The organism is Lysobacter sp. TY2-98 (genome assembly GCF_003367355.1).
Lineage (GTDB): Bacteria > Pseudomonadota > Gammaproteobacteria > Xanthomonadales > Xanthomonadaceae > Cognatilysobacter.
On record NZ_CP031413.1, the window covers coordinates 1,920,635 to 1,943,033 of the forward strand.

Below are 22,399 nucleotides of genomic sequence, written 5' to 3' on the forward strand. Positions count from 1 at the left end.
GATCTGAACACCCGAAACGCGAAAGGCCCGCTTCGGCGGGCCTTTCGTTTGCACATATATATGTATGCGCGGCGGATCAGTGCTGGTGGCCGCCCTCGCCGTGCACGTGGCCGTGCTCGAGCTCTTCGGCGCTGGCTTCGCGCACGTCGTCGATCTCGATCGCGAAGTGCAGGTCCTTGCCCGCCATCGGGTGGTTCAGGTCGACGTCGACCACCGTCATGCCGACCTTCTCGATCGTCACGGCGCGCGGGCCGAAGTTCGTGTTGAGCACGACCTGCATGCCCGGCTGCAGCGGCTGGCCTTCGAAGTGCTTCTTCGGAATGCGCTGGCTCAGGCCGTCGCGGCGCTCACCGTAGGCCTGCGCGGCCGGGACGTCGACGTCGAACTTGTCGCCTGCTTCGTGACCCATCATCGCCTCTTCGAGGCCCGGGATGATGTTGCCGTGGCCGATGAGGATGGCCAGCGGCTCGCGGCCCTCGGACGACTCGATCGGCTCCTGGCCCTGCTCGGACACCGTGTAATGGAAGCGGACGACGCTGTTCTTTTCGATCTTCATGGGAATCCTGATGCCGCCGGCGGCGGATGAGCGATGCCGGCGACGCGCGGACGCAGTAGCTGGCGGGACGAGCGGCATTGAAGCGGCGTGATCGAGCCGTCAAGCTTTGCCGACATGGAACCGCGGCATTATCCCGACAAGCGTTTCCCCGCGCCAGCGAGCGCGGCGCTCGCGCTTTCGCTTCTCCTCACCGCCTGCGGCGGCAATGCGCCCGTGGTGCGGCATGCGCCGTCGGTCACGCACACCGTCTTTCCTGCGGTGTGGCCGGCGGTCACCCCGGAGAACCCTGACGCCGCGAACGCCGTGCTGATGCGTGCCCTCTCGCTGGTGGGCACCCCCTACCGTTACGGCGGCAACACGCCCGAATCGGGTTTCGACTGCAGCGGTCTGGTCGGCTACGTCTTCCACGACGTGCTCGCTCGCCAGCTGCCGCGCAACTCCGGCGAGCTCGCGCGCCTGGGCCAGGGCGTGGGCTTCGAACGCATGGCGACGGGCGATTTGGTGGTCTTCGGCGACGCCGCCGCCGTCAGCCACGTCGGCATCTACGTGGGCGAAGGGCGCTTCGTTCATGCGCCCAGCACCGGCGGAACCGTGCGTCTGGACCGCCTCGACGGCCCGTATTGGCGCGATCACTTCCGTGGCGCCCGGCGCGTCCTGATGTGACGACCCAGCGGCTGGACACCGATTTCCCGACACAGCCGCCGTCACAACGCTGAAGTCCGTTTCTGGGACACCGGCCCCGCGAATTAACGGTCACCTAACGTTCTGCTAACCAAACGCCTCCGTTCGGCGGGCATGATGCCCCCGTGACGAAATCGTGAGGCCCCGGTGATGACCGGCAAGAACTTCAACCGTTCCTTCATTCGCGCCGCTCTGGCCGCCGTTCTGGCGCTGGCGGCCATCCCGGCGTTCGCCGATCCGGCGACCACCGCGGGCATGGGAGCAGACAGCGCCGACGCGCCGAGCGACTCGCGCGCCGCGCTTCCCGAATCCATGAGCCTGTCCGACCGCGCGCTGATGCTGGCGTCGGACATCAACCGCCTGATCGTGCCGGGCAGCCGCCCGGCCAACGCCACGGCGACGCCGGTCACCGGTCGCGCCCAGAGCGTGCTGGCCCGCGCCTTCGCCCTGCTCGGCACGCCGTACCGCTGGGGCGGCACGTCGACCGAAGGCTTCGATTGCAGCGGTCTGGTCGGCTATGTGTTCCGCAACGCCCTGGGCGTCGAGCTGCCGCGCGTCGCTCGCGAGCAGGCGCAGACCGGCATGCAGGTCGAGCGCAGCCAGCTGACCGCGGGCGACCTCGTGTTCTTCAGCACCCACAGCAGCGGCGTCGACCACGTCGGCATCTACATCGGCGACGGCAAGTTCCTGCATGCGCCGCGCACCGGCCGCGACGTCACCGTGTCGCAGCTCGACTCGGGCTACTGGAACGGCAAGTTCGTGCAGGCGCGCCGCGTCGCCGGCATCTGAGTTCGACGCTTCGCTTCGGTGTTCGAAGGCCGCCTCCGGGCGGCCTTCTTCGTTTCAGCCGCGTGAGGCCTTGACCACGTCCTCGAGCAACGGCTCGATGCCGCGACTCAATGCCATCACCTGTTGCGCGTATTCGGCCAGGCGGCGGTCTTCCTCGTCGGTCGGCGTCCACGGGGGCACCGGCACCGGCTTGCCTTCCGGCTGGTCGAGGGCCACGAACACGATCACGCAGTGCGTGCACAGGCGATCGCCGGACTCGGGATCCTTCGGGTCGCGTGCGCGCACCTCGACAGCGAAATGCATGCTCGTCGTGCCCGTGTGCACCAGCGTCGCCGTCAGGGTGACGAGGTCGGAAATGCGGATCGGCGCGAGGAAGCGGATCCCGCCCACTGCCACCGTCACCGAGTAATGCCCGCTCCACGCGACCGCCGCCGCATAGCCGGCCTGGTCGATCCACTTCATCACGGCGCCGCCGTGGACCTTGCCGCCGTAATTGACGTCGGTGGGTTGCGCGAGAAAGCGCAGGGTGAGTTCGCGGTCGCTCATGCGCGACGGTGTACCACAGTCGAGACCGTCAGGCGGGCTCGGTTTCCGCGTCGAGACCGCCGACGTCGGTGCGGCCCGCGTTGTAGACCGCGGTATCGAGCAGACCGGTTTCGCGAGCGACCAGCACCGGCACGAGCACCTGCCCCGTCACGTTCGTCATCGTGCGCATCATGTCGAGCACGCGGTCGATCGCGTACAGATAGCCGATGACCTCGAGCGGCAGGCCCGCCGCACTCAGCACCACCGTCGCCATCACCACCGCCGTACCCGGCACGCCCGCGGTGCCGAAGCTGCCGAGCACCGAGGCGATCAGCACGATGAAGTACTGGTCGGGCGTCAGCGGCACGCCGGTGTACTGCGAGATGAAGATCGCGCACAGCGCCGGGTAGATCGCACCGCAGCCGTCCATCTTGATCGACGCGCCCAGCGGTACGGCGAACGCCGCGTAATCCTTGTCGACGCCGAGGTTGCGCGTCGCCGCATTGAGCGACGCCGGCATCGCCGCGAAGCTCGACGAACTGACGAACGCCACCTGCATCGCGGGGAACGCGCCCTTGAAGAAGCGCAGCGGATTCAGGCGATGCAGCAGCAGCAGGCCGCCGTAGCTCAGCACGATATGCAGGCCGCAGGCGAGGTACAGCGCGATCACGAACTTGCCGAGCGGCAGCAGCTTCTCGAAACCGAATTCGCCGACGAGTGCAGCGATCAGGCCGAACGTGCCGATCGGCGTCATCTCCAGCACGAAGCGCGTGACCTGCACCATCAGATCGCGGCCCTCGCCCATCAGCTCACGCATGCGCGGCACGCGATCGCCGAGCTTCACCATCGCGAACCCGAGCAGGCCCGCCCAGAAGATCACCGGCAGGATGGAGCCCTTGCCGAAAGCGAGCACCAGTTCGCCCGCGGCGTTCTTCTTTTCACCGATGCCGGTCATCGCCGCGAACGGGTTGTCCGGCACCACCGAGAGCAGCACGTTGGCCACGCTCGGTACGTACTTCGGCACGTAGTCCGGATCGACCGCCAGCCGCGCGACCCCCACGCCCGGCTGCAGCAGCGTGCCGACGCCGAGCCCGATGCCGACCGCGATCACCGCCGTCACCGCGAACCAGAGGAAGGTTCGCCCGCCCAGCGCCGCCATCGACTTCTGCCCGTGCAGCGCGCTCACCGCGTTGACCACGGCAAAGAACACCAGCGGCACCGCGATCATCTTGATCAGGCGAACGTAGAGATCGCCGAGCGGGCCGAACCATGTCGCCGCGGCGGGGCCCATCAGCCAGCCTGCCAGTGCGCCGAGCGCGAAGCCGAGCAGCACGCGCTTCCAGAAGCGGATCTTCAGCCAGGCGTGGACAAGGGACATGGGACGGGCCGGAAAGGTCAGACACGCACCATAGCGAAGCGCGCGTCATGGAACGATGCCCCGCGTGACGCCGCAGCGTCCCGCCAGCGTGACCGACTGCCCAGGTCCGAACGGCAGGCGCGAACGGTCAGATCGGATCGGCATAATCGGCCGCCTTCGCCCCTGCCGTGTCGTCCATGCATCGCCTTCTTCCCGCGGGCCTCGCGCTCGCCACCACGCTGCTCTGCGCGGCATGCGCCACGTCCGTTCCGACCGCTTCGCCCCGCTACGCCATCGACATCCCCACCATCGACCATCCGAGCGGCGAGACCACCGCCTGGTGGTTCCGCAACGGCGCCTCCCAGGCCGCCGCGCGCGGTGCGATGGGCGGCCACGCGAAGAACGTCATCGTCTTCCTCGGCGACGGCATGAGCCTGACGACCGTCGCCGCCGCGCGCATCCTCGAAGGCCAGCGCAACGGGCATCCGGGCGAGGAGAACCGCCTGAGCTGGGAGGACTTCCCGTACACGGCGCTCAGCAAGACGTACAACACCGATTCGCAGACGCCGGATTCGGCGGGGACGATGAGTGCGATCGCGACGGGCGTGAAAACGCGCATCGGCGTCATTTCGGTCGGCCCCGAAGTGCCGCGCGGCAATTGCGAACAGGCGAAGCTGCATCCGACCACGACGTTGTGGGAACTCGCGGCGTCGCAGGGCATGGACGTCGGCATCGTGACGTCGACGCGCGTCACGCACGCCACACCGGCCGCGACGTTCACCCACGTGCCCGACCGCAACTGGGAAGTCGACGAGGAGATGCCGGAGGAGGCACGCGCCGCGGGCTGCATCGACATCGCGCGCCAGCTCGTCGAATCGCCGCTCGCCGACCGCGTGAAAGTGCTGATGGGCGGCGGTCGTTCGAACTTCATGCCGGCCGCGGACGAGGACCCGGAATACGGCGACAAGCACGGCCTGCGACTCGACGGTCGCGACCTCATCGGCGAATGGCGCGCGAAGCATCCGGGTGGCGCATACGTGTGGAACGCGAAGCAGCTCGCGGACGCACCGGCCGCTGCGCCGCTGCTCGGTCTGTTCGATCCCAGCCACATGCATTACGTCGCCGACCGCGACACCGACAAGGGTGGCGAGCCCGATCTGGCGACGATGACGCGCGCAGCGATTTCGCGGCTGTCCAGGAGCGGCACCGGCTATGTGCTGCTTGTGGAAGGCGGCCGCATCGATCATGCGAACCACGAAGGCAATGCGTATCGCGCGCTCACCGAAACCGTCGCCTTCAGCGATGCCGTGCGCGCGGCGATGCAGGCGACGTCGGCCGACGACACGCTGATCCTCGTCACCGCCGATCACTCGCACACGCTGAGTTTCGTCGGCTATCCGCAGCGCGGCAATCCCATCCTCGGCAAGGTCAAGGGCAGCAGCGGCGAGGGCGACGGCAAGACCGAATACGCGCTCGACGCGACCGGTCGCCCGTACACCACGCTGAACTACTCGAACGGCCCGGGATACACGGGCGCGACCGACCAGCAGCCCGAGGGCACGAAGCACTATCCGCACCTCGTCAGCGGCGCGCGCGAAGCCGGCAAGGGTCGCCCCGACCTGACCCGCGTCGACACCACCGACAAGGACTACATGCAGGAAGCGCTGGTGCCGATGGCATCGGAAACGCATGGCGGTGACGACGTCGGCATCTGGGCGCGCGGTCCGGGCAGCGAAGCGGTGCGCGGTTCGCTCGAGGAGAATTCGATCTTCCACGTGCTGCTGCAGGCGACGCCGCGTCTTCGCAACGCGGTGTGCAAGGCCGGTGGCTGCGACACGCACGGCGTGCCGGTGACGATGCCGGCGACGATCGTCCCGCGACTCTGATGTTGGCTCCCGACCGCCTCGCACGTGCGTCGGCGGTGGGGCTCTGTGCGTTCGCGATCGCCTGCGTTTCGCACGAAGCGATCGGACACGGGCTGGCGTGCCTCGCCTCGGATGGCGCGATCGAACGGCTCAGCGCCGTTGTTTTCCAGTGCTCGCGCACGGCGTGGTGGATCGATCTCGGCGGTCCACTCGGCAGCCTTGCCTGCGCGGTGATCGCGCTCGCGATGTTGCGGCGGGGTCGCTCGTCACCGCTCATCCCTTTCGTGTTCGCGTTCGCTGCGCTGTGGTTCGCGGGCCAGCTCATCTATTCCGCGCTGGTCGACCGCGACGACTTCGCCTTCGTCGCCGACGCGATGCCGCCGTCGATGCAGATCGTCGTGCGCTGCGCGCAGGTGATCGCAGGTGCGCTGGTGTATCGGTGGGCACTGCGCGTCAGCGCCCCGTGGATGCCCGCGCGTCGCGAGCGCTTGCTCGCGTGGGCGACCGCCGGCATCGCCGTAGCGGCGAGCACGCTGCTGCAGGGTGTCGATGCTGCAGCGCTACGCGATGCAGTGCTCGAAAGCAGCGTCACGTCGGTCGGCCTTCTGTTGTCGTCCGCCGCGCGACGCGATGCGTTTGAAGGCGGCGCACCCACCGCGCTGTATGCGGCGGTGGGCGCCGCACTCCTGATCGCACTCGGACTGGGCGTCGCCTGATCAGAACGGCTTCGCGAGCACCAGATAGACGATCACGACGAGCAGCAGCACCGGCAACTCGTTGGCGATGCGCAGCGTGCGCGACGTCGGAATCGCTTCCCCACGCGCCGCGCGCTTGAGCCAGCGCCCGCTCATGATGAAGAACACGAGCATCAGCACGACCAGGCCGATCTTCGCGTGCAGCCAGCCGTTGCCCGGCGCGAACCACACCGGCATGCCGGCGATCACCTTGCCGCCGAGCGCGAGCAACAGGCCGAGCACGAAGGCGAAACCGAACATCATGTGACCGAAGCGGTAGAGCCGACGCCCCATCAGCACGAGGCGTTCGCGTACCGCCGGGACGTCGCCGGCTTCCGCGATATTGATGAGGATGCGCGGCAGGTAGAACACCGATGCCATCCACGCCATCACGAACACGACGTGGGCGGTCTTGATCCAGAAATAGGCCATGGCGGAGCGCGCGATGCGAAGAGGCCGGTAGGATGCCACGCGCCCCGCATTGCGTCCCTCGACACCATCGCCATGACCAAGCATTACGACCGCGACTATTTCGAACGCTGGTACCGCGACCCGGCGCTCAAGCGCGAAGCGATCGGCGGCACCGCGCGGCTGTCGCGCAAGGTCGCGATGGCCGTCGCGACCGCAGAGTACTGGCTGGAGCGTCCGTTGCGCAGCGTGCTCGACGTCGGCTGCGGCGAAGGTGCGTGGCAGCCCGCGCTGAGGAAGCTGCGCCCGAAGGCCACGTACATCGGTTTCGACAGCAGCGCCTATGCGGTGGAGCGCTACGGGCGCCGACGCAACGTGCACCTCGCGACGTTCGGCGACTTCGCCTCGCTGCGGCCCTGTCCGCCCGTCGATCTGCTCGTGTGCAGCGACGTCATGCATTACCTCGAAGCGCGCGAACTCGACGCCGGGCTGCCCGGCCTCGCCGAGCTGTGCGGCGGCGTCGCGTTTCTCGAAACGTTCACGCGCGAGGACGATATCGAGGGCGACACGGCAGGCTTCAGGCGTCGCCCGGCGCGCTTCTATCGCGCGCGCTTCGAGGCCGCGGGATTCATCGCGCTCGGCTCGCATCTCTGGCTGTCGCCGGCCCTCGGCGACGAGGCGGCCGCGCTGGAAATTCCCGCCTGAACGAGGCGGACGCGCTTCACATTCCGGCGTCGAGACCCTGCGTTATGCTGCGGTGCAACGGGGGATCCGAATGCTCTATCAGATGCATGAACTCGGCCGGGCCTGGCTCGCGCCGATGACCTACTGGGCCGACGCGATGAGCAAGGCCTTCGGCGCACCGGGCAGCTGGCTGTCGTCGATGCCGGGCGCGTCGCAGATGGCGGCGGGCTCCGAGCTGTTCTACCGCCTCGGCAAGGATTACGAGAAGCCGCGCTTCGACATCCGGGATGTCGAGGTCGATGGCCGCAGCTATGCGGTGATCGAACGCGAGGCGCTGCACAAGCCGTTCTGCCGACTACTGCACTTCAAGCGCTATGCGGACGACGCCGTGAGCGTCGAAGCACTGCAGGGTGCGCCGACGGTGCTCGTCGTCGCCCCGCTCTCCGGCCACCACGCCACGCTGCTGCGCGACACCGTGCGCACGCTGCTGCGCGACCACGACGTCTACATCACCGACTGGGTCGATGCGCGCATGGTGCCGGCCGCGGAAGGCCCATTCCATCTCGACGACTACGTGCTCTACGTCGAGGAGTTCATCCGCCACATCGGCACGCACAACCTGCATGTGATCAGCGTCTGCCAGCCGACGGTGCCGGTGCTCGCCGCGGTGTCGCTGATGGCCGCGCGTGGCGAGCCGACGCCGAAGTCGCTGGTGATGATGGGCGGCCCGATCGATACGCGCGAGAACCCGACGCAGGTCAACGATCTCGCCACGCACAAACCAATGTGGTGGTTCGAGACGCAGCTGATCCATCCGGTGCCGCTGCCGTATCCGGGCGCGGGGCGTCGCGTGTATCCGGGCTTCCTGCAGCACATGGGCTTCGTCGCGATGAATCCCGAGCGGCATTTCCAGTCGCATTGGGACTTCTACGAGAACCTGCTGAAGGGCGATCTCGACGACGCCGAATCGCATCGTCGCTTCTACGACGAGTACAACGCCGTGCTCGACATGCCGGCGGAGTATTACCTCGACACCGTGCGCATCGTCTTCAAGGAACACCTGCTGCCGAAGAGCGAGTGGGAAGTGCACGGGCAGCGCGTGGATCCGTCGAAGATCCACGACACCGCGCTGCTCACCATCGAGGGCGAACTCGACGACATCTCCGGCCGCGGCCAGACGCGTGCGGCGCAGAAGCTGTGCAGCGGTATTCCGGAGGCGGACCGCCAGCACCTCGTCGTCGAAGGCGCGGGCCATTACGGCATCTTCAGCGGGCGTCGCTGGCGCACGCAGGTGTATCCGAAGGTGCGGGACTTCTTCGCGACGTATTCGTCGAAGTGATCTGATCGACGCAACGCAAAACGGGCGCCTCGAAGGCGCCCGTTTCGTTTTGGTGCATCGCGTTACGTCAGGCCGGCGACGACTTCACCAGCATCGTCTTCGCGATCTGGCCGTGCAGCTTGCCGACGCCGCGGGCGAGGTGCAGCGTCGCGAACAGCAGCACGATGCCACCCACGAAGACGAACGGCAGGGCCCAGTAGTTGACGCCACTGATGGTGAACTCGTCGAACGGTGCCCAGCCGGCCCAGGCGAACAGTGCGAGCACCGGCGCGGCGATGAAACCGGCGGCGATCGACAGCAACGTCACCGCGACGGTGAAGTAGATGATGCCCAGCGGCAGCATCAGCAGCATGTAGAGCATCGAGCCCCACGTGCGCGGATCGACGAACAGCTCGCGCACGCGCTCCAGCAACGTACCGTCCTTCGCGACATAGGTCGGTCGACGCGGCATGCGTTCGCCGAGCATCACTTCGACCAGTCGTCCTTCGACCAGCGAGAGCACGCGTACCGAGCCGAAGAACAGGATCACGAACGGAATGCCGATGATCAGCACGGCGAGACCCGCACTCATCGAAAGCCCCGTCACCACCCACGTGAAGTAGAAGATGCCGGTGGCGAGCGAGAGCAGCATGTAGAACAGCGCGGCGTAGGTGCGCGGCTCGGCGGCGACCCCGAAGAAGCGCGCGAGCAGCGAACGGCCCGCAGGCCGTTTCGGCGGCTGCAGCGCGGTCTGCACGCGCACTTCTGTGTCGCGGTAGATGTCGGCGACCTCGTTCGGTGCGCCGTAGCTGCCGGCGACTTCCGCGATGACTTCGGCTTCCGAGCGACCCGGATTCGCCGCCATCTCCGAACGCAGGTAGTCCTCCGCGTCGTAGAGCGCATCCTGGATGAGCGCGGGATCCGCGCCGGTGAGGGCGACGCGCAGGCGGTCGAGATAGTCGGCGATCGTGGCCGGCGGGCGCGGCAGGTCGGTGAAGGACGTGACGGCGTTCATGCGAGGTCTCCCCGGGAGACGGACGAGTCGGTGGATGGGTGGGCGGCCAGCGGGCCGAGGACGGCGTCGACGGAGTCGCGCGTGGCGCGCCAGGCGTCGGCCCAGCGCGCGAGCACGACGCGGCCGGCGTCGTTGATGCGGTAGTAGCGGCGCGGCGGGCCGGAAACGGAGGGCTCGACGAAGCTTTCGAGCAGGCCGCTGCCTTCGAGGCCGCGAAGGACCGGGTACAACGCGCTCTGCTTGCCGGACAGCACGCCCTCGAGCTGCTCCAGCCGCTTGGCGATCTGGTAGCCGTACATGGGCTCGGTGGCGTCGCCCAGCACGGCCAGCAGCGCCAGCGAGACGGTGCCCGCGCTCAGCTCCTTCTGGAACTTGCGCAGCTGCAGGTCGAGGTCGGGTTCTTGCTCGGGTTGGGCGGACATGGCGGAGGCTCGTCCTAGGGTCGAGTTCACTCTAGTGCGAACTCCGCTATAGCGAACCTGCCGAACGTCATGGGGACCGTCGTCATGGCCGCTTTGCCGCGCCGGGCACGGCGCGGGCGCTATCCCGGAGGTCCCAAGACGGAGGCATCCACGTGACCCAGGGCGATAAATCCAGCTACACCGACAAGCAGAAGCGCCAGGCCGCGCACATCGAGTCCAGCGAGAAGAAGGAAGGCCGGTCCGAGAAGGACGCCGAACGCATCGCCTGGGCGACGGTCAACAAGCAGGACGGCGGTGGCAAGAAGTCGGGCTCCGGGCGCGAGCACCACTGACGTCGCGAAGAGCGCGCGCCGCGAAGCCTGATCGCATCGCGGCGTGCAGTGCGAGCGGGCGCTGCGCCAGAATCGGCGGACCACATAGGGGAAATCCGCCATGCCGACGCTGCGCCCGCTCGCCGTTCCGCTGTCCTGCGCCCTCGCTGGCCTCGCCCTCGCTGCGCAGGCCGCCCCGCCCAAGACGCCCGCCGCGCCAGCGAAGCCGCGCTCGATGCAGGAAATCATCGATGGGTCCAAGCCCACCGACTGGCGCCCGCTGGATCCGCAGAACACGCTGTACATGGACCTCGCGAACGGCCATCGCGTCGTCATCGAACTCGCGCCGCACTTCTCGCCGCAGCACGTCGCCAACGCGCGCACGTTCGCCAAGGAAGGGTATTGGAACGGGCTGGCGATCATGCGGTCGCAGGACAACTTCGTCGTGCAGTGGGGTGACCCCGAGGAAGACGCCGCGAAGAAGAAGCCGCTCGGCAGCGCGCAGAAGAAGCTGCCCGCCGAGTTCACCAGTCGCGATGCGTCACTGGCGAAGACGTGGACGCGCCTTCCCGACGTCGACGGCTGGGCGCCGCAGGTCGGTTTCGCCGATGGATTTCCGGCCGGCCACGACGCCAAGGCGGGCACCTACTGGATGGCGCACTGCTACGGCGCGGTCGGCGCGGGCCGCAACGAAGCCGCGGATTCCAGCGACGCGACCGAGCTTTACGTCGTGACCGGCCAAGCGCCGCGCCAGCTCGACCGCAACATGTCGATGATCGGCCGCGTCGTGCAGGGCATGGAATGGCTGTCGACGATTCCGCGCGGCGCAGGCGCGATGGGTTTCTTCGACAAGCCCGAACAGCGCGTCGCCATCACATCGATCAAGCTCGCCGCCGACGTGCCCGCCGCCGAGCGCACCAAGCTCGAACTGATGCGCACCGATTCGAAGGTGTTCAACGAGCTCGTCGAGTCACGCCGCAACCGTCGCGACGCGTTCTACAAGGTGCAGGCGCACCACATCGACCTGTGCAACGTGCCGTTGCCGGTGCGCGAGGCGAAGGGCTGACGCTCAGCGCGTGAGCATCGGCGGCGCGGTCGACGCACGCGCCGCCGGTTCCGCCTTCGCGTCCCTCGCGATCTTGAGCGCAGCCTGGGCGGCGGCGGCGGGATCGTTCTTCGCGCCACTCGCCGACTTGGCCGACGCCGCAGCAGACGGCATCGGCACGATGTCCGGTGTCACGTTCGACAACGCGACCGCCTTGCGTGTCACCAGCGGGCCGGCGTCCATCGATTTTGGCACCGGCGGCGGATCGTTCGGCTTGCCGTCGCCCGCAAGGCGCGGCTCATCGCTCTCGGCGGCAATGCGTTCGGCTTCCTGGCTCAGCACGACGAGACTGATGCGGCGGTTTTTCGGATCCGCCGGATCATTGCGATTGAACGGCACGGACGACGACAGACCGACGACGCGCGCGAGTTTCTCTTCGCGCATACCGCCCTCGATCAGCGCCCGACGCGCCGCGTTCGCGCGATCCGCCGACAGTTCCCAGTTGCTGTAGCCGATCTTCGCGGCATAGCGCGCGGTATCGGTGTGGCCGCTGATCGCGACACGGTTCGGCACCTGGTCGACGTACCTCGCCAGTTCCACCAGCAGCGACCGGGTATACGACTTCAGCTCCGGCGAACCCGAATCGAACATCGGCCGGTTCTGCGCGTCGATGATCTGGATGCGCAGGCCTTCCGGCGTGATGTCGATCAGCAGCTGGTCCTTGAACGGCTTCAGCGCCTGGCTCTGGCCGATCGCCTTCTGCAGGTCCTGCTTGAGGATCTCGAGCTTCTTCTTGTCGGCCTGTTCGAGCGATTTGCGCGCGGCTTCCATGTCGGCGTTCTTGCCGTTGCCGAGGCCCGGAATCTTCGCCGCGCCCGCGCCCGGCGGATTGCGCACCTGCTGGAACATCTTGATCGGCGTATCGCCGGCGCCGCCCGGGCCCATCTTGCCCTGCACCATCGTGCTGGTTCGGCCACGCACGGCGCTCGGATTCTTGAAGTAGTCGGCGATGCCACCGAGCTGCTCCTGCGGCATCTGCGCGACCAGCCACATCACCATGAAGAAGGCCATCATCGCGGTCACGAAGTCCGCGTACGCGACCTTCCACGATCCGCCGTGGTGCGCGCCGCTGCGCTTCCTGCGGCGCTTGATGAGGATGATCGGCGCTTGCGGCTGGGCAGCCATGGCTCAGCCCTTCGCGGCCTTGAGGTCGGCCTCGAGGTCCTGGAACGACGGACGCACGTCGGAGAACAGCAGCTTACGGGCGAACTCGATCGCCACGCTCGGCGCGTAGCCGCGAAGGCTTGCGATCAGCGCCATCTTCACCACTTCGAACGCCTTGCCTTCCTCGTGCGCGCGGTTTTCCATCGCGCTCGCGATCGGGCCGACGAAACCGTACGAGACCAGGATGCCGAGGAACGTACCGACCAGTGCCGACGCGACTTTCTCGCCGATTTCCGACGGCGATGCGCTGCCGACGATCGACATCGTGTTGATGATGCCGAGCACCGCGGCCACGATGCCGAAACCCGGCAGCGCGTCGGCGACCTTCTGCACGGAGTGCGCCGGTTCCAGCGTCTCGTGGTGGTGCGTTTCGAGTTCGTATTCGAGCAGCGACTCGAGTTCGTGCGGCGCCATGTTGCCGCCGACGATGAGGCGCAGGCAGTCGGTGATGAAATCCAGGATGTGATGGTCCGCGAGAACCTTCGGATACTTCTGGAAGATCGAGCTTTCCTGCGGCGCCTCGATGTGCGACTCGATCGCCATCATGCCTTCGCGCCGCATCTTGACCAGCAGCTCGTAGATGAGCTTGAGCAGGTCGACGTAGTCCTCGCGCTTGTACTTCGGGCCCTTGAGCACGCCCTTCATACCGGCGAAGGACGCCTTGATGACCTTGATCGGCGTCGCGACCACCCACGAACCCATCGCCGATCCGCAGATGACGATGATCTCGTTGACGTGCCAGAGCGCAAGGATCTTGCCGCCCACCATCACGAAGCCGCCGAGCACACTCGCGATGACGACGAACGCGCCGATGATCAGGTACATCCGTGTGCTCCAGAAACGCGGGGACTGCGGGACGCTTGTTCTATCGGCCCCGGGTCGGCGCGCTTGAGCCAGGCTTAACAGGGCGGCCATGCCCACGGCCGCTGGAGCGTGACCGCGGCCACGCAACGGCCGTTGCCGAATCGCTCACGGGCCGCGGCCGACGATCGTCGTCAGTCCCACGCAGGAGCCCGACCATGAACCGCCCCACCCCACACGGCCCCAACCGCGACGCCGGCGCGCGCCTTTACGAGGACATGCCATCGGTGACCGACCACGGCTGGGTGGGAAGCGGCCGCCCCGACGGCTCGTTCGGCCCGCCCGAGCTCGGAGGCCCCGAAGAGCCGCGCTACGGCCGCGACCTGCTCAGCCGCGAAGGCCGCGCGATCGATGCCTCGACCCGCCGCGCCATGCACGCGCGCCGCGCGCCGAAGAACGCCACCCGCTCCGATGCCCTGATTGCCGAGGAACTGAGCGAGCGGCTGCGCGACGACGAACTGCTCGATGCGTCCGAAATCCTCGTCGGCGTCAAGGACGGCCACGTGCTGCTGACCGGCGACGTGCCGAGCCGCTGGATGAAGCACCGTGCCGAAGACATCGCCGACGGCATCCGCGGTGTCGTCGATATCGAGAACCGGCTCCACGTCGACGACGGCATCGCCTGGTTGGGCAAGGGCGGAGCGGTGCGGACCGGACCGGGCGCGCCTGGCAGCGGGTTCTCCAGCGGATCGCCGAACGCGTAGCGCGAGGCGCGCGACACGCGCTGATCGCCCATCACCGGGAACGAAAACGAAAACGCCCGCATCGCGCGGGCGTTTTCGCATCACACGGGGCGATGTCGATCAGAAGCCGTACCAGAACCTCGCGAAGTACGCGCGACCGTTCAGGCCGAACTGCACGCTCTCGTAGATGTGGCCGTTGTCGGTCTCGTTGGGGTCCTGCCGCGTCGGGAACACGTCGAACAGGTTGGTGACGCCCAGCGTGAACTTGGCCTTCGGCGTGAACGCATACGTGCCACTGATATCGGCCGACGTCTTCGCGTCGTAGTGCTGGTTCGGCACGCCCGCGGCGGTGCCGGAGAACGTACCCAGTTCCTGCGGACCGAAGTGGATGATCTTCAGGTTCGCGTTCCACTGTGCACGGTTCCAGTCGAAGCCGAGCACGGCCTTGCGATCCGGCGCGCCGTTCTCGACGAACAGGCGATCACGTTCCGGCAGCAGTGCGTCCTCGCGGCCCGCCAGCGACGGCGGCGCGTTGACCTTCGTCACTTCGGTGCGGCCGAAGTTCGCCGCGAGGAACGTATCGAGCGAACCGCCCCACAGGCCCGAGTGGTAGGCCGCGGTGAGGTCGAGGCCCGTCGTTCTCGTGTCGACGGCATTGACGAAGAAGCGCGCGCTGCCGATGTCGCGTGCGGCGAGGATCGCGCCGATGTTCGGATCGTCCGTACCGAATTCACCGGTGAGGATGACGCGGTCGTTGATGTCGATGCGATACGCGTCCGCGGTGAACGTCAGCGCACGCGTCGGCGTCCAGGTGAAGCCCAGCGTCGCGCTCTTCGACGTCTCTTCCTTCAGCGCCGGAATGCCCGCGGCCTGCGCGAGCGCACTGTCGTTCGCCGCGATGACGATGTCGACCGGCTGACCCGAGATGAAGTCGGTGATCGTGGACGAGAAGTACTTCTGCTGCAGCGACGGCGCGCGGAAGCCGGTGCTGTACGAACCGCGCAGCAGGAAGGTGTCGGTGGCCTTGAACGCCATCGCGATCTTGCCGTTTACCGTCGAACCGAAGTCGCTGTAGTCCTCCCAGCGCGCGGCGAGATCGGTGGTCCAGCGTTCGGTCAGGTCGGTTTCGACGTCGACGTAGAGCGCATCGCTCGAACGGCTGCGGTTGGTGACGTCGCCCGGCTGGAAACCCGGGAAGCCCTGGCTGCCCGCGTTGCCGCCGGTGCCTGCACCGTCCGCGTCGATGTACGAATTCGGCTCGCCCGCACGGATGCGGTAGCGCTCCTCGCGATGCTCGGCGCCGAACGCGACGTTCATGCCCTGCAGCACGCCGTCGTAGAAGCGCGAGAGGTCGAGGTTGGTGGTGTTCTGCTCGAACGAGAAACCGCCCGCATCGAAGCGGTCCTGGCTGACCGCCGGACGGCCCGCAAGCGCGTTCGCATTCGCGATCGACGCATTGAGCGTGTGGTTGATGTCGTAGCGCAGCTCGTTGTAGCCGTGCGTCTGCGACACGTCCCAGTGCCACAGGCCGGCATCGCCGCGCAGGCCGAGGATGCCGTAGCGGTCCTGGATATTGCCGTCGATGAAGGGCACGAAGCCATCGGGGTACATGTCGGGCGAGTTGCGCGACGGGATGTCGTCGCTGCCGACGCCGCCACGCGCGAACGCGGCGGACGACGCGGCACGGCTCTGCATGCCGGCGGTGAAGTAGGCGGTCACCGACTCGCCCAGCGGCTGGTCGCCGTTGAGATAGAACGTGCGGTTGAGGACCTGCGAGTCACCGATGATGCGCAGCGGGTTCTCGGCGGTGGCGCGGTTCGAACGACCGCGGTCCTGCCATTCGCCGGTGACCGACAGCGTGCCGCCGGTGGCGAGCTTCATGCCGCAGTACGCCGACGCCAGCCAGTTCTCGCCATCGCCGCGCGAATACTGGCCCCAGCCCAGCGCGGTTTCGCAGCCTTCGCGGCGCTTGAACGCGATGTTCATGACGCCCGCGATGGCGTCCGACCCGTACTGCGCCGCGGCGCCATCGCGCAGCACTTCGACGCGATCGATCGCCATCACCGGGATGGCGTTGAGGTCGGTGCCGGTGTTGCCGCGGTCACGCGCGCCGTAGATGTTCACCAGCGACACCGTGTGGTGACGCTTGCCGTTGATGAGCACCAGCGTCTGGTCGGAACCGAGTCCGCGCAACGCGGCGCCGTCGACGAGGTCGGCGCCGTCCGCGCCGGTCTGGCGCGTGGAGATCAGGGACGGCACCGTGGCCTGCAGCGATTGCGCGAGGTCGAACTGCGCACCGGCCTCGGCCTGGCGCTGCATCGGCAGCACGTCCACCGGTACCGGCGTGGTCGTCTCCGAGGAGCGCTGCACGCGGCGCGAGCCGATCACCGACACGGTGTCGAGCTGCTTCGCGGTCGGCGCGCTGGTGGAGGTGGCGTCCTGCGCGTGGGCGCGCTGCGGCGCGGCGAGCACGAGCACGGCGGTGATCGCCGAGCACAGCACGGCCCGACGCGGTTGGTCGATTGGTCCCAGCATCTAGATGTCCCCGAAGAGTGAATCCCCCGCGCGAATCTAGCGGGACATCGCTCACGCGTCCACGCAATGAACGACTCAGGCGCCCTGCGAATCCATCACGCCGCCTTTGCCGTGGCCGGCCTAGCTTCGAATTCGCCCTACGAGAGGAAGTCCCCACCATGCCCGTGATGCGAATGCGAGTGACCGGAAGCGACCACCACGCCCGCGCCATCGGCAACCTGCTTTCGAGCATCGACGGCATCGAGCACGTCGAGGAGGTCGCCGATCTGACGCCGCATATGGACGACGAGGATTCGAGTTCCGCCGGCCTGCCCGACGACCAGGGCCCCGGCATCCACGAACTCGAGGTCGATGCACCGAACGACTACACCGTGCAGCGGGTCAAGAGCGCCGTCGAAGCGCTGGCCTATGACCTCGACGTACTGGTCGAGTTCGAGCACGACGAAGACTGGAACAGCTGAGGCCCGACGTGTACCGCGCACCCCGCCATTCGCCGCCCGACCATCGCCACCCGGCACGCGTGCCCGGGTCCGCGGAGGGAGCGTGACGTGCAAAGCCGACCGACCGAGATCCTGCTCTCCGACGGAACGCCACGGACCCGCGCGTTCCTCGCGAACGCACCGGCGGTGTTCGGCAGCGGCGTGCCGGCCGTGGACGGTATCCGCGTCGGCATCGGCGGCTGGACCTACGCGCCGTGGCGGCACACGTTCTATCCGCAGGGGCTGGTGACGCGGCGCGAGCTGGAATACGCGAGCCGGCGTTTCTCGACGCTCGAGATCAACACCACCTTCTACGGCGCCCGTCGCGCGTCCGAGTACGCGCAATGGCGCGAGCAGACGCCCGAGGGCTTCGTGTTCTCGGTCAAGGCGCCGCAGCACATCACGCAGCGCGGTCCGCTGGCCAAGTGCGGCAAGGCGGCCTGGGCGTTCCTCAACGGCGGCCTGGCCGAGCTCGGTGACCGCCTTGGCCCGGTGCTGTGGCACATGCCGCCCAGCCGCGTATTCGATGCCGACGACCTCACGGCCTTCCTCGACCTGCTGCCGCGCACGCTCGACGGACGCCCACTGCAGCACGTCATCGAGCCGGGCCATCCGAGCTTCGTCGACCCGCGCTACATCCAGATTGCCCGCGAGTTCGGCGCGGCCACCGTCTTCAGCGACACGCCGGATCTGCCGACGTTCGGCGACGTCACCGGCCACGTCCTCTATCTGCGGCTGATGCGCTCGCGCGTCGATCTTGCCGAAGGCTACGAAGGCGATGAGCTCGACGCCTGGCTCGAACGTGCGCGCCTGTGGGCGGAAGGCAACGCGCCGGGCGACATTCCGCGCCTGCTCGAGCCCGCTTCGCCGCCGCGCCCGCGCGACGTCTTCGTCTACTTCATCAGCGGTGCGAAGCAGCGCAATCCCGCTGCGGCGATGTCGATGATCTCGCGACTGTTACGCCGCTGACGCGACGCGCCTGTGCGCCTCGGCCACGACGCGCACGTTCGACAGCACCACCGACCCGACCATCAGCAGGCGCATGTCCTCGACGATGCGCTCGGCCAGCCACGACTCGTGGATCGCATCGCCCGGGATATCGAGGCGGAAATCCCAGCCGCACAGGCCGCCGCCGTTGCTGAAGGCGATTTCGAAGTCGAAGACGGCGCGGTGCTGGGCGTTGCTCATCTGGCCTCTTCGGCGGCCGCGAGGCGCACCGGGGCAGCGTGCGGGCGGCTCGCTATCGATGAGAGCGAACGCAACCGCGCACCGAAATTCTCGACGAGCCGCTTGCGACTGCTCGCCAGATACTCCGGCGGCGCGAACGGCATCGCAGCGTCTGCGTAGATTGCGAGCAGGGTCTCCAGCGGTGCGATGTCGCGCGCTTCGATGGTGGCGAGCGCCGCGTAACGCGTGAGGTGTTCCTGCAGCAGCTCCTTGCGCGCGATCGACGCCACCGAGCCGCAGTCGCGAACGCAGAGGCCGAAGGTGCCGTCCATGAGGGCGTTCCATGCCACGTCGCAACGCGACTGGATCGCTGTCGGGTTGGCCGTGCCGTCCGGTGCGAAACAGTCTTCGATGCGGAGCAGTTCACGATCGATGCGCCGCAGCACCGCCACGAATCGAACGTTGAAGCGACATCGCAACTCGACACCGGCATCCGCCAGGCCGACGCGCGCGATCACCTGCAGCGCACGCCGCAACCAGCGCGCCGTGGCCGGGTGGAAGTACGCGCCGGGTGCAGCGTCCGTATCCGCGAATTTCCCGAAGACCACCGACGTCAGCACACCCTGTGCGTCGACGTGATACGACGGTGCCGGTGCGAGTCCGGCATCGACCAGTGAAGCCAGCGTCGCTTCGCTGATGCCGCACGTGGCGGCGAATTGTCGCGACGTGCGGTAGTGCGCTGCGAGGTAGCGCGCGACCGACATGTCGATCACTTCGCGCGTTGGCTCATCGCGACGCTGCCAAGGATCAACGTGGCGGCGATCACCATGCGCAGCGTCGGCGCCTCGCCCAGCAACATCCACGCCCATGCCACGCCGAACAGCGGCACGAGATAGGTCACCGTCGACGCACGGCCCGCACCGATGCGCGCGATCAGCCGGTAATACATGACGAACGCGATGCCGGTGCACATCACGCCGAGCAGGGCGACCGACAGCCACGCATGCGCGGACGGCATCGTCGCCGGCCACTGCGCGATGCCGAACGGCAGCACGAGGATCGCGCTGCACAGCAGCGTGGCCGGCGCCACGGCGGTGGCGGGCAAACCGGTGAGATGGCGGCGCACGAGATTGATGCCGATGCCGTAGAGCAGCGCCGCGGCGGAACCTGCCATCACCGCGGGCCCGATGTCGGCGCCCGCGATGCGACCGCTCGCCAGCACGACCACGCCACCGAAACCCACTCCCAGCGTGACGCTGCGCGCGAGGCCGATCTTCTCGCCGAAGAACAGCGCACCGACGAGTGCAGTGAACAGCACGGTCATCGCATTGCAGATCGCGCCGACGCCCGCCGGCGCGCGTTCGGCGCCCCAGGCGAACAGCAGGAATGGAATCGCCGAATTGATCGCACCGATCACCGCGAGCTTGGGCCACAGGCGCAGCGGAAACGACGCGCGCGCCTTCCACAGGAACGGCAGCAGCACCAGCGCACCGAGCGCGAGGCGCAGTTCAACCAGCGCCGCCGGCCCGAACTCCGGCGCAGCGACGCGCATGAAGAGGAACGACGCGCCCCAGATCGCACCCAGCACGCCGATCTCTACGGGCGTGGCCCAGCGGGCGGTAGTCGACGGGGCGATCGGTGCATCGCAAGCATTCACGGCCATGGTCATCCTCCGGAAGACGCAGGCTCGGCCGGGCGCGCGATCGACGCTATCCGCATCATGCGCACCGTCGGCCATGAGCCAATTTGGTGTCGGGACCCATTGTCCGCACCGCCCGAGCCTGCACAAGCGCATACTTTCGCGGTCCGACACAAATCTGGCTTGAGGCTGCGATGAGCACCCGCGCGGAATGGCTTTCGGCGCTCGCCGCCTTCGAATCGGCGGCGCGCCACCAGAACTTCGCCCACGCCGGTGAGGAGCTGCACCTCACCGCCAGCGCGGTCAGCCACCACGTGCGCAAGCTGGAATCGCGGCTCGGCCTGCCGCTGTTCCAGCGTCATGCGCGCGGGGTCGCGCTGACCGCCGCGGGTCGCCAGCTCGCGGACGCCGCGAGCAGCTCACTGGCCGATCTCGAAGACGTGCTGCGCGCGCTCAAGGCCTCGAGCGAAGACCGCGATGTCGTGCGCATCGCCACCCTGCACTCCTTCACCTGTGCCTGGCTGATGCCCCGCCTGCCTCGCTTCGCGGCCGCGCATCCGGGCGTCCGCCTCAGCATCGAAACCGGCTTCGCCCTCGCCCGCTTCGATGACAGCGGCCCCGACCTCGCGATCCGCCACGGCGGCGGCGAGTGGCCCGGTACGCAGGCGACGCGGCTGCTCGACGAACATCTCTTCCCGGTCGCCGCACCGACGATGCCCGGACTGGCCGACACGAAGACCGCGCGCGACGTCGCCCGCCTCCCGCTGGTGGCCGACAACGCGCGTCAGGGCTGGCATGACTGGTTTCGCGCCGCGAAGGTGCTCGGCGTGACGCCGGACGAACGCTTCCGCTTCACCGATTCCACCGGTGCACTCGAAGCCGCGGCGACCGGCCTGGGCGCCGTGCTCGCGCGCGAGCACATCGTCGCGCCCTACCTCGCCAGCGAGCGTCTCGTGCGACTGCCCGGGCCCTCGCTCACTGCGCGCTGGTCGTACTACATCGCGGTGCCGACACACCGCCGCCTGCGTCCGGCCGCGCAGACCTTCGTCGACTGGGTGGTCGAGGAAGCACGCGCGCAAGTTGCATAGCGCGAATGTGCGGAGACAGGCCGCGTTCCGGCGTCGTTTCGAAGACGAAGCGACGCGATAATGACGCGATGTCGCCCCCCGAAACCCGCCGCGCGTTCCTGCAGATCCACGTCTGCGTCGCCCTCTGGGGCTTCACCGCGATCCTCGGCAAGCTGATCAGCCTGCGCGCGCTGCCGCTGGTGTGGTGGCGCATGCTGTTCGTCGTCGCGGTGCTCGCCTGCGTGCCGCGCGTGTGGCGTGGGCTGCGCGCCATGCCGATGCGGCTCATCGCCGCGTATTCCGGCATCGGCGCCCTGGTCGCCCTGCACTGGCTGACGTTCTACGGCTCGATCAAGTTGTCGAACGCCTCCGTCGGTGCGACCTGCATCGCGCTTGGCACGGTGTTCACCGCGATGGCGGAGCCGTGGCTGGCGAAGACACGATTCCAGCCCCGCGACTTCCTGCTCGGCGTCGCGGTGCTCCCGGGGGTTGCGCTCGTCGTCGGCGGCATTCCGCATGGCATGCGCGCGGGCGTTGCGGTCGGCACGCTGTCGGCGATCTTCGTCGCGCTGTTCGGCTCGCTCAACAAGCGCCTGGTCGAACATGGCGACGCACTGACCGTCACCGCGATCGAACTGGGCGCCGGTGTGCTCACGCTCACGCTGCTGTCGCCGCTGATGGCGATGGCGGCACCGGGCGAAGCGCTGACGCTCGCGCTGCCCTCGCTGCGCGACACCGGCCTGCTGCTCCTGCTCTCGATCGGCTGCACGCTGGTGCCGTACGCGCTGTCGCTGGTCGCGCTGCGTCACATGAGCGCGTTCGCGGCGCAGCTCGCGGTGAACCTCGAACCCGTCTACGCGATCGTGCTCGCCATCCTGCTGCTCGGTGAGCAACGCGAACTCAGCCTCGCGTTCTACGGTGGCGTCGCGATCATCCTTGGCGCGGTGCTCGCGTATCCGCTGCTGCACCGGCTGCGCCGCATCGAGCATCCGGAGATGCTGGCGGCATCGGAGTCGAAGGGCATGGTCGACTGA

Annotated in this window: 24 protein-coding genes and 1 pseudogene; 13 read left to right on the forward strand and 12 right to left on the reverse strand. The window is 68.0% G+C overall.

Annotation, left to right across the window (positions count from 1 at the left end; all coding sequences use genetic code 11):
* Positions 1 to 76: 76 nt before the first annotated feature.
* Positions 77 to 556, reverse strand: coding sequence for a peptidylprolyl isomerase (locus DWG18_RS09235; RefSeq protein WP_115646920.1), 480 nt, complete (start codon positions 554 to 556; stop codon positions 77 to 79).
* Between the two features lie 114 nt (positions 557 to 670).
* Between DWG18_RS09235 and DWG18_RS09240 the strand changes: the two genes are divergently transcribed.
* Both DWG18_RS09240 and DWG18_RS09245 read left to right on the forward strand, forming a co-directional pair.
* Positions 671 to 1,219, forward strand: a complete 549-nt coding sequence (locus DWG18_RS09240) for a C40 family peptidase (protein WP_115646921.1) — start codon at positions 671 to 673, stop codon at positions 1,217 to 1,219.
* A 168-nt stretch (positions 1,220 to 1,387) separates the two neighbouring features.
* Positions 1,388 to 2,026: a C40 family peptidase gene (locus DWG18_RS09245; protein ID WP_115646922.1), complete on the forward strand. Its 639-nt coding sequence runs from the start codon at positions 1,388 to 1,390 to the stop codon at positions 2,024 to 2,026.
* A 54-nt stretch (positions 2,027 to 2,080) separates the two neighbouring features.
* Here the strand turns inward: DWG18_RS09245 and DWG18_RS09250 are convergent, their stop codons facing one another.
* Entirely contained in the window at positions 2,081 to 2,572 is a 492-nt protein-coding gene (locus DWG18_RS09250) for an acyl-CoA thioesterase (RefSeq protein WP_115646923.1), read from the reverse strand.
* A 28-nt stretch (positions 2,573 to 2,600) separates the two neighbouring features.
* Positions 2,601 to 3,929 (reverse strand): dicarboxylate/amino acid:cation symporter, encoded by a 1,329-nt coding sequence (locus DWG18_RS09255; RefSeq protein WP_115646924.1) that lies wholly within the window; start codon positions 3,927 to 3,929, stop codon positions 2,601 to 2,603.
* A gap of 176 nt (positions 3,930 to 4,105) precedes the next feature.
* Between DWG18_RS09255 and DWG18_RS09260 the strand changes: the two genes are divergently transcribed.
* Complete coding sequence (locus DWG18_RS09260) at positions 4,106 to 5,794, forward strand: alkaline phosphatase (RefSeq protein WP_115646925.1); 1,689 nt, start codon at positions 4,106 to 4,108, stop codon at positions 5,792 to 5,794.
* The gene (locus DWG18_RS09265) at positions 5,794 to 6,489 is read left to right on the forward strand and encodes a hypothetical protein (RefSeq protein ID WP_115646926.1); all 696 of its coding nucleotides are present in this window, start codon (positions 5,794 to 5,796) and stop codon (positions 6,487 to 6,489) included. Before DWG18_RS09260 ends, DWG18_RS09265 begins: the two co-directional genes overlap by 1 nt.
* Here DWG18_RS09265 and DWG18_RS09270 read toward each other — a convergent pair whose 3' ends face one another.
* Entirely contained in the window at positions 6,490 to 6,939 is a 450-nt protein-coding gene (locus DWG18_RS09270; RefSeq protein WP_115646927.1) for a CopD family protein, read from the reverse strand.
* A 72-nt stretch (positions 6,940 to 7,011) separates the two neighbouring features.
* Between DWG18_RS09270 and DWG18_RS09275 the strand changes: the two genes are divergently transcribed.
* Together DWG18_RS09275 and phaZ are read left to right on the forward strand one after the other, a co-directional pair.
* Entirely contained in the window at positions 7,012 to 7,620 is a 609-nt protein-coding gene (locus DWG18_RS09275) for a class I SAM-dependent methyltransferase (RefSeq protein ID WP_115646928.1), read from the forward strand.
* A gap of 70 nt (positions 7,621 to 7,690) precedes the next feature.
* Entirely contained in the window at positions 7,691 to 8,938 is a 1,248-nt protein-coding gene (phaZ, locus tag DWG18_RS09280; RefSeq protein WP_115646929.1) for a polyhydroxyalkanoate depolymerase, read from the forward strand.
* Positions 8,939 to 9,005: 67 nt separating this feature from the next.
* On the opposite strand, the gene DWG18_RS09285 is transcribed toward phaZ, so the two are convergent.
* Positions 9,006 to 9,932: a sensor domain-containing protein gene (locus DWG18_RS09285; RefSeq protein ID WP_115646930.1), complete on the reverse strand. Its 927-nt coding sequence runs from the start codon at positions 9,930 to 9,932 to the stop codon at positions 9,006 to 9,008.
* Complete coding sequence (locus DWG18_RS09290; RefSeq protein ID WP_115646931.1) at positions 9,929 to 10,354, reverse strand: PadR family transcriptional regulator; 426 nt, start codon at positions 10,352 to 10,354, stop codon at positions 9,929 to 9,931. The genes DWG18_RS09285 and DWG18_RS09290 overlap by 4 nt, the downstream gene beginning before the upstream one ends.
* A 152-nt stretch (positions 10,355 to 10,506) precedes the next feature.
* On the opposite strand from DWG18_RS09290, the pseudogene DWG18_RS09295 reads away from it, so the two are divergent.
* Together DWG18_RS09295 and DWG18_RS09300 are read left to right on the forward strand one after the other, a co-directional pair.
* A pseudogene (locus DWG18_RS09295) lies at positions 10,507 to 10,677 on the forward strand (HupB); the annotation flags it as partial.
* Between the two features lie 223 nt (positions 10,678 to 10,900).
* Positions 10,901 to 11,731, forward strand: coding sequence for a peptidylprolyl isomerase (locus DWG18_RS09300; protein ID WP_240318648.1), 831 nt, complete (start codon positions 10,901 to 10,903; stop codon positions 11,729 to 11,731).
* 3 nt (positions 11,732 to 11,734) lie between these two features.
* Here DWG18_RS09300 and motB read toward each other — a convergent pair whose 3' ends face one another.
* Positions 11,735 to 12,895: a flagellar motor protein MotB gene (gene motB, locus DWG18_RS09305; protein ID WP_115646934.1), complete on the reverse strand. Its 1,161-nt coding sequence runs from the start codon at positions 12,893 to 12,895 to the stop codon at positions 11,735 to 11,737.
* Between the two features lie 3 nt (positions 12,896 to 12,898).
* On the reverse strand, positions 12,899 to 13,759 hold the full coding sequence (gene motA / locus DWG18_RS09310; protein ID WP_115646935.1) for a flagellar motor stator protein MotA: 861 nt from the start codon (positions 13,757 to 13,759) through the stop codon (positions 12,899 to 12,901).
* 263 nt (positions 13,760 to 14,022) lie between these two features.
* Between motA and DWG18_RS09315 the strand changes: the two genes are divergently transcribed.
* Entirely contained in the window at positions 14,023 to 14,499 is a 477-nt protein-coding gene (locus DWG18_RS09315; protein WP_162823783.1) for a BON domain-containing protein, read from the forward strand.
* A 99-nt stretch (positions 14,500 to 14,598) separates the two neighbouring features.
* Here DWG18_RS09315 and DWG18_RS09320 read toward each other — a convergent pair whose 3' ends face one another.
* The gene (locus DWG18_RS09320; RefSeq protein WP_115646937.1) at positions 14,599 to 17,013 is read right to left on the reverse strand and encodes a TonB-dependent receptor; all 2,415 of its coding nucleotides are present in this window, start codon (positions 17,011 to 17,013) and stop codon (positions 14,599 to 14,601) included.
* Between the two features lie 158 nt (positions 17,014 to 17,171).
* Here DWG18_RS09320 and DWG18_RS09325 point away from each other — a divergent pair, with 158 nt between their 5' ends.
* Positions 17,172 to 17,474, forward strand: coding sequence for a hypothetical protein (locus DWG18_RS09325; RefSeq protein WP_115646938.1), 303 nt, complete (start codon positions 17,172 to 17,174; stop codon positions 17,472 to 17,474).
* Between the two features lie 87 nt (positions 17,475 to 17,561).
* A complete protein-coding gene (locus DWG18_RS09330; RefSeq protein WP_343195062.1) occupies positions 17,562 to 18,461 on the forward strand; it encodes a DUF72 domain-containing protein in 900 nt (299 codons plus the stop codon).
* Here DWG18_RS09330 and DWG18_RS09335 read toward each other — a convergent pair.
* Genes DWG18_RS09335 through DWG18_RS09345 form a run of 3 tightly spaced genes read right to left on the reverse strand, consistent with a single transcriptional unit; the run spans position 18,450 to position 20,322 of the window.
* Positions 18,450 to 18,680, reverse strand: coding sequence for a cyclase (locus DWG18_RS09335; protein ID WP_115646939.1), 231 nt, complete (start codon positions 18,678 to 18,680; stop codon positions 18,450 to 18,452). The genes DWG18_RS09330 and DWG18_RS09335 overlap by 12 nt on opposite strands.
* The gene (locus DWG18_RS09340) at positions 18,677 to 19,423 is read right to left on the reverse strand and encodes a DUF6058 family natural product biosynthesis protein (protein ID WP_162823784.1); all 747 of its coding nucleotides are present in this window, start codon (positions 19,421 to 19,423) and stop codon (positions 18,677 to 18,679) included. The genes DWG18_RS09335 and DWG18_RS09340 overlap by 4 nt, the downstream gene beginning before the upstream one ends.
* Before the next feature lie 5 nt (positions 19,424 to 19,428).
* Positions 19,429 to 20,322 (reverse strand): DMT family transporter, encoded by an 894-nt coding sequence (locus DWG18_RS09345; RefSeq protein ID WP_115648124.1) that lies wholly within the window; start codon positions 20,320 to 20,322, stop codon positions 19,429 to 19,431.
* 170 nt (positions 20,323 to 20,492) lie between these two features.
* On the opposite strand from DWG18_RS09345, the gene DWG18_RS09350 reads away from it, so the two are divergent.
* Together DWG18_RS09350 and DWG18_RS09355 are read left to right on the forward strand one after the other, a co-directional pair.
* Entirely contained in the window at positions 20,493 to 21,386 is an 894-nt protein-coding gene (locus DWG18_RS09350; protein WP_115646941.1) for a LysR substrate-binding domain-containing protein, read from the forward strand.
* Between the two features lie 68 nt (positions 21,387 to 21,454).
* Positions 21,455 to 22,399 (forward strand): DMT family transporter, encoded by a 945-nt coding sequence (locus tag DWG18_RS09355; protein WP_115646942.1) that lies wholly within the window; start codon positions 21,455 to 21,457, stop codon positions 22,397 to 22,399.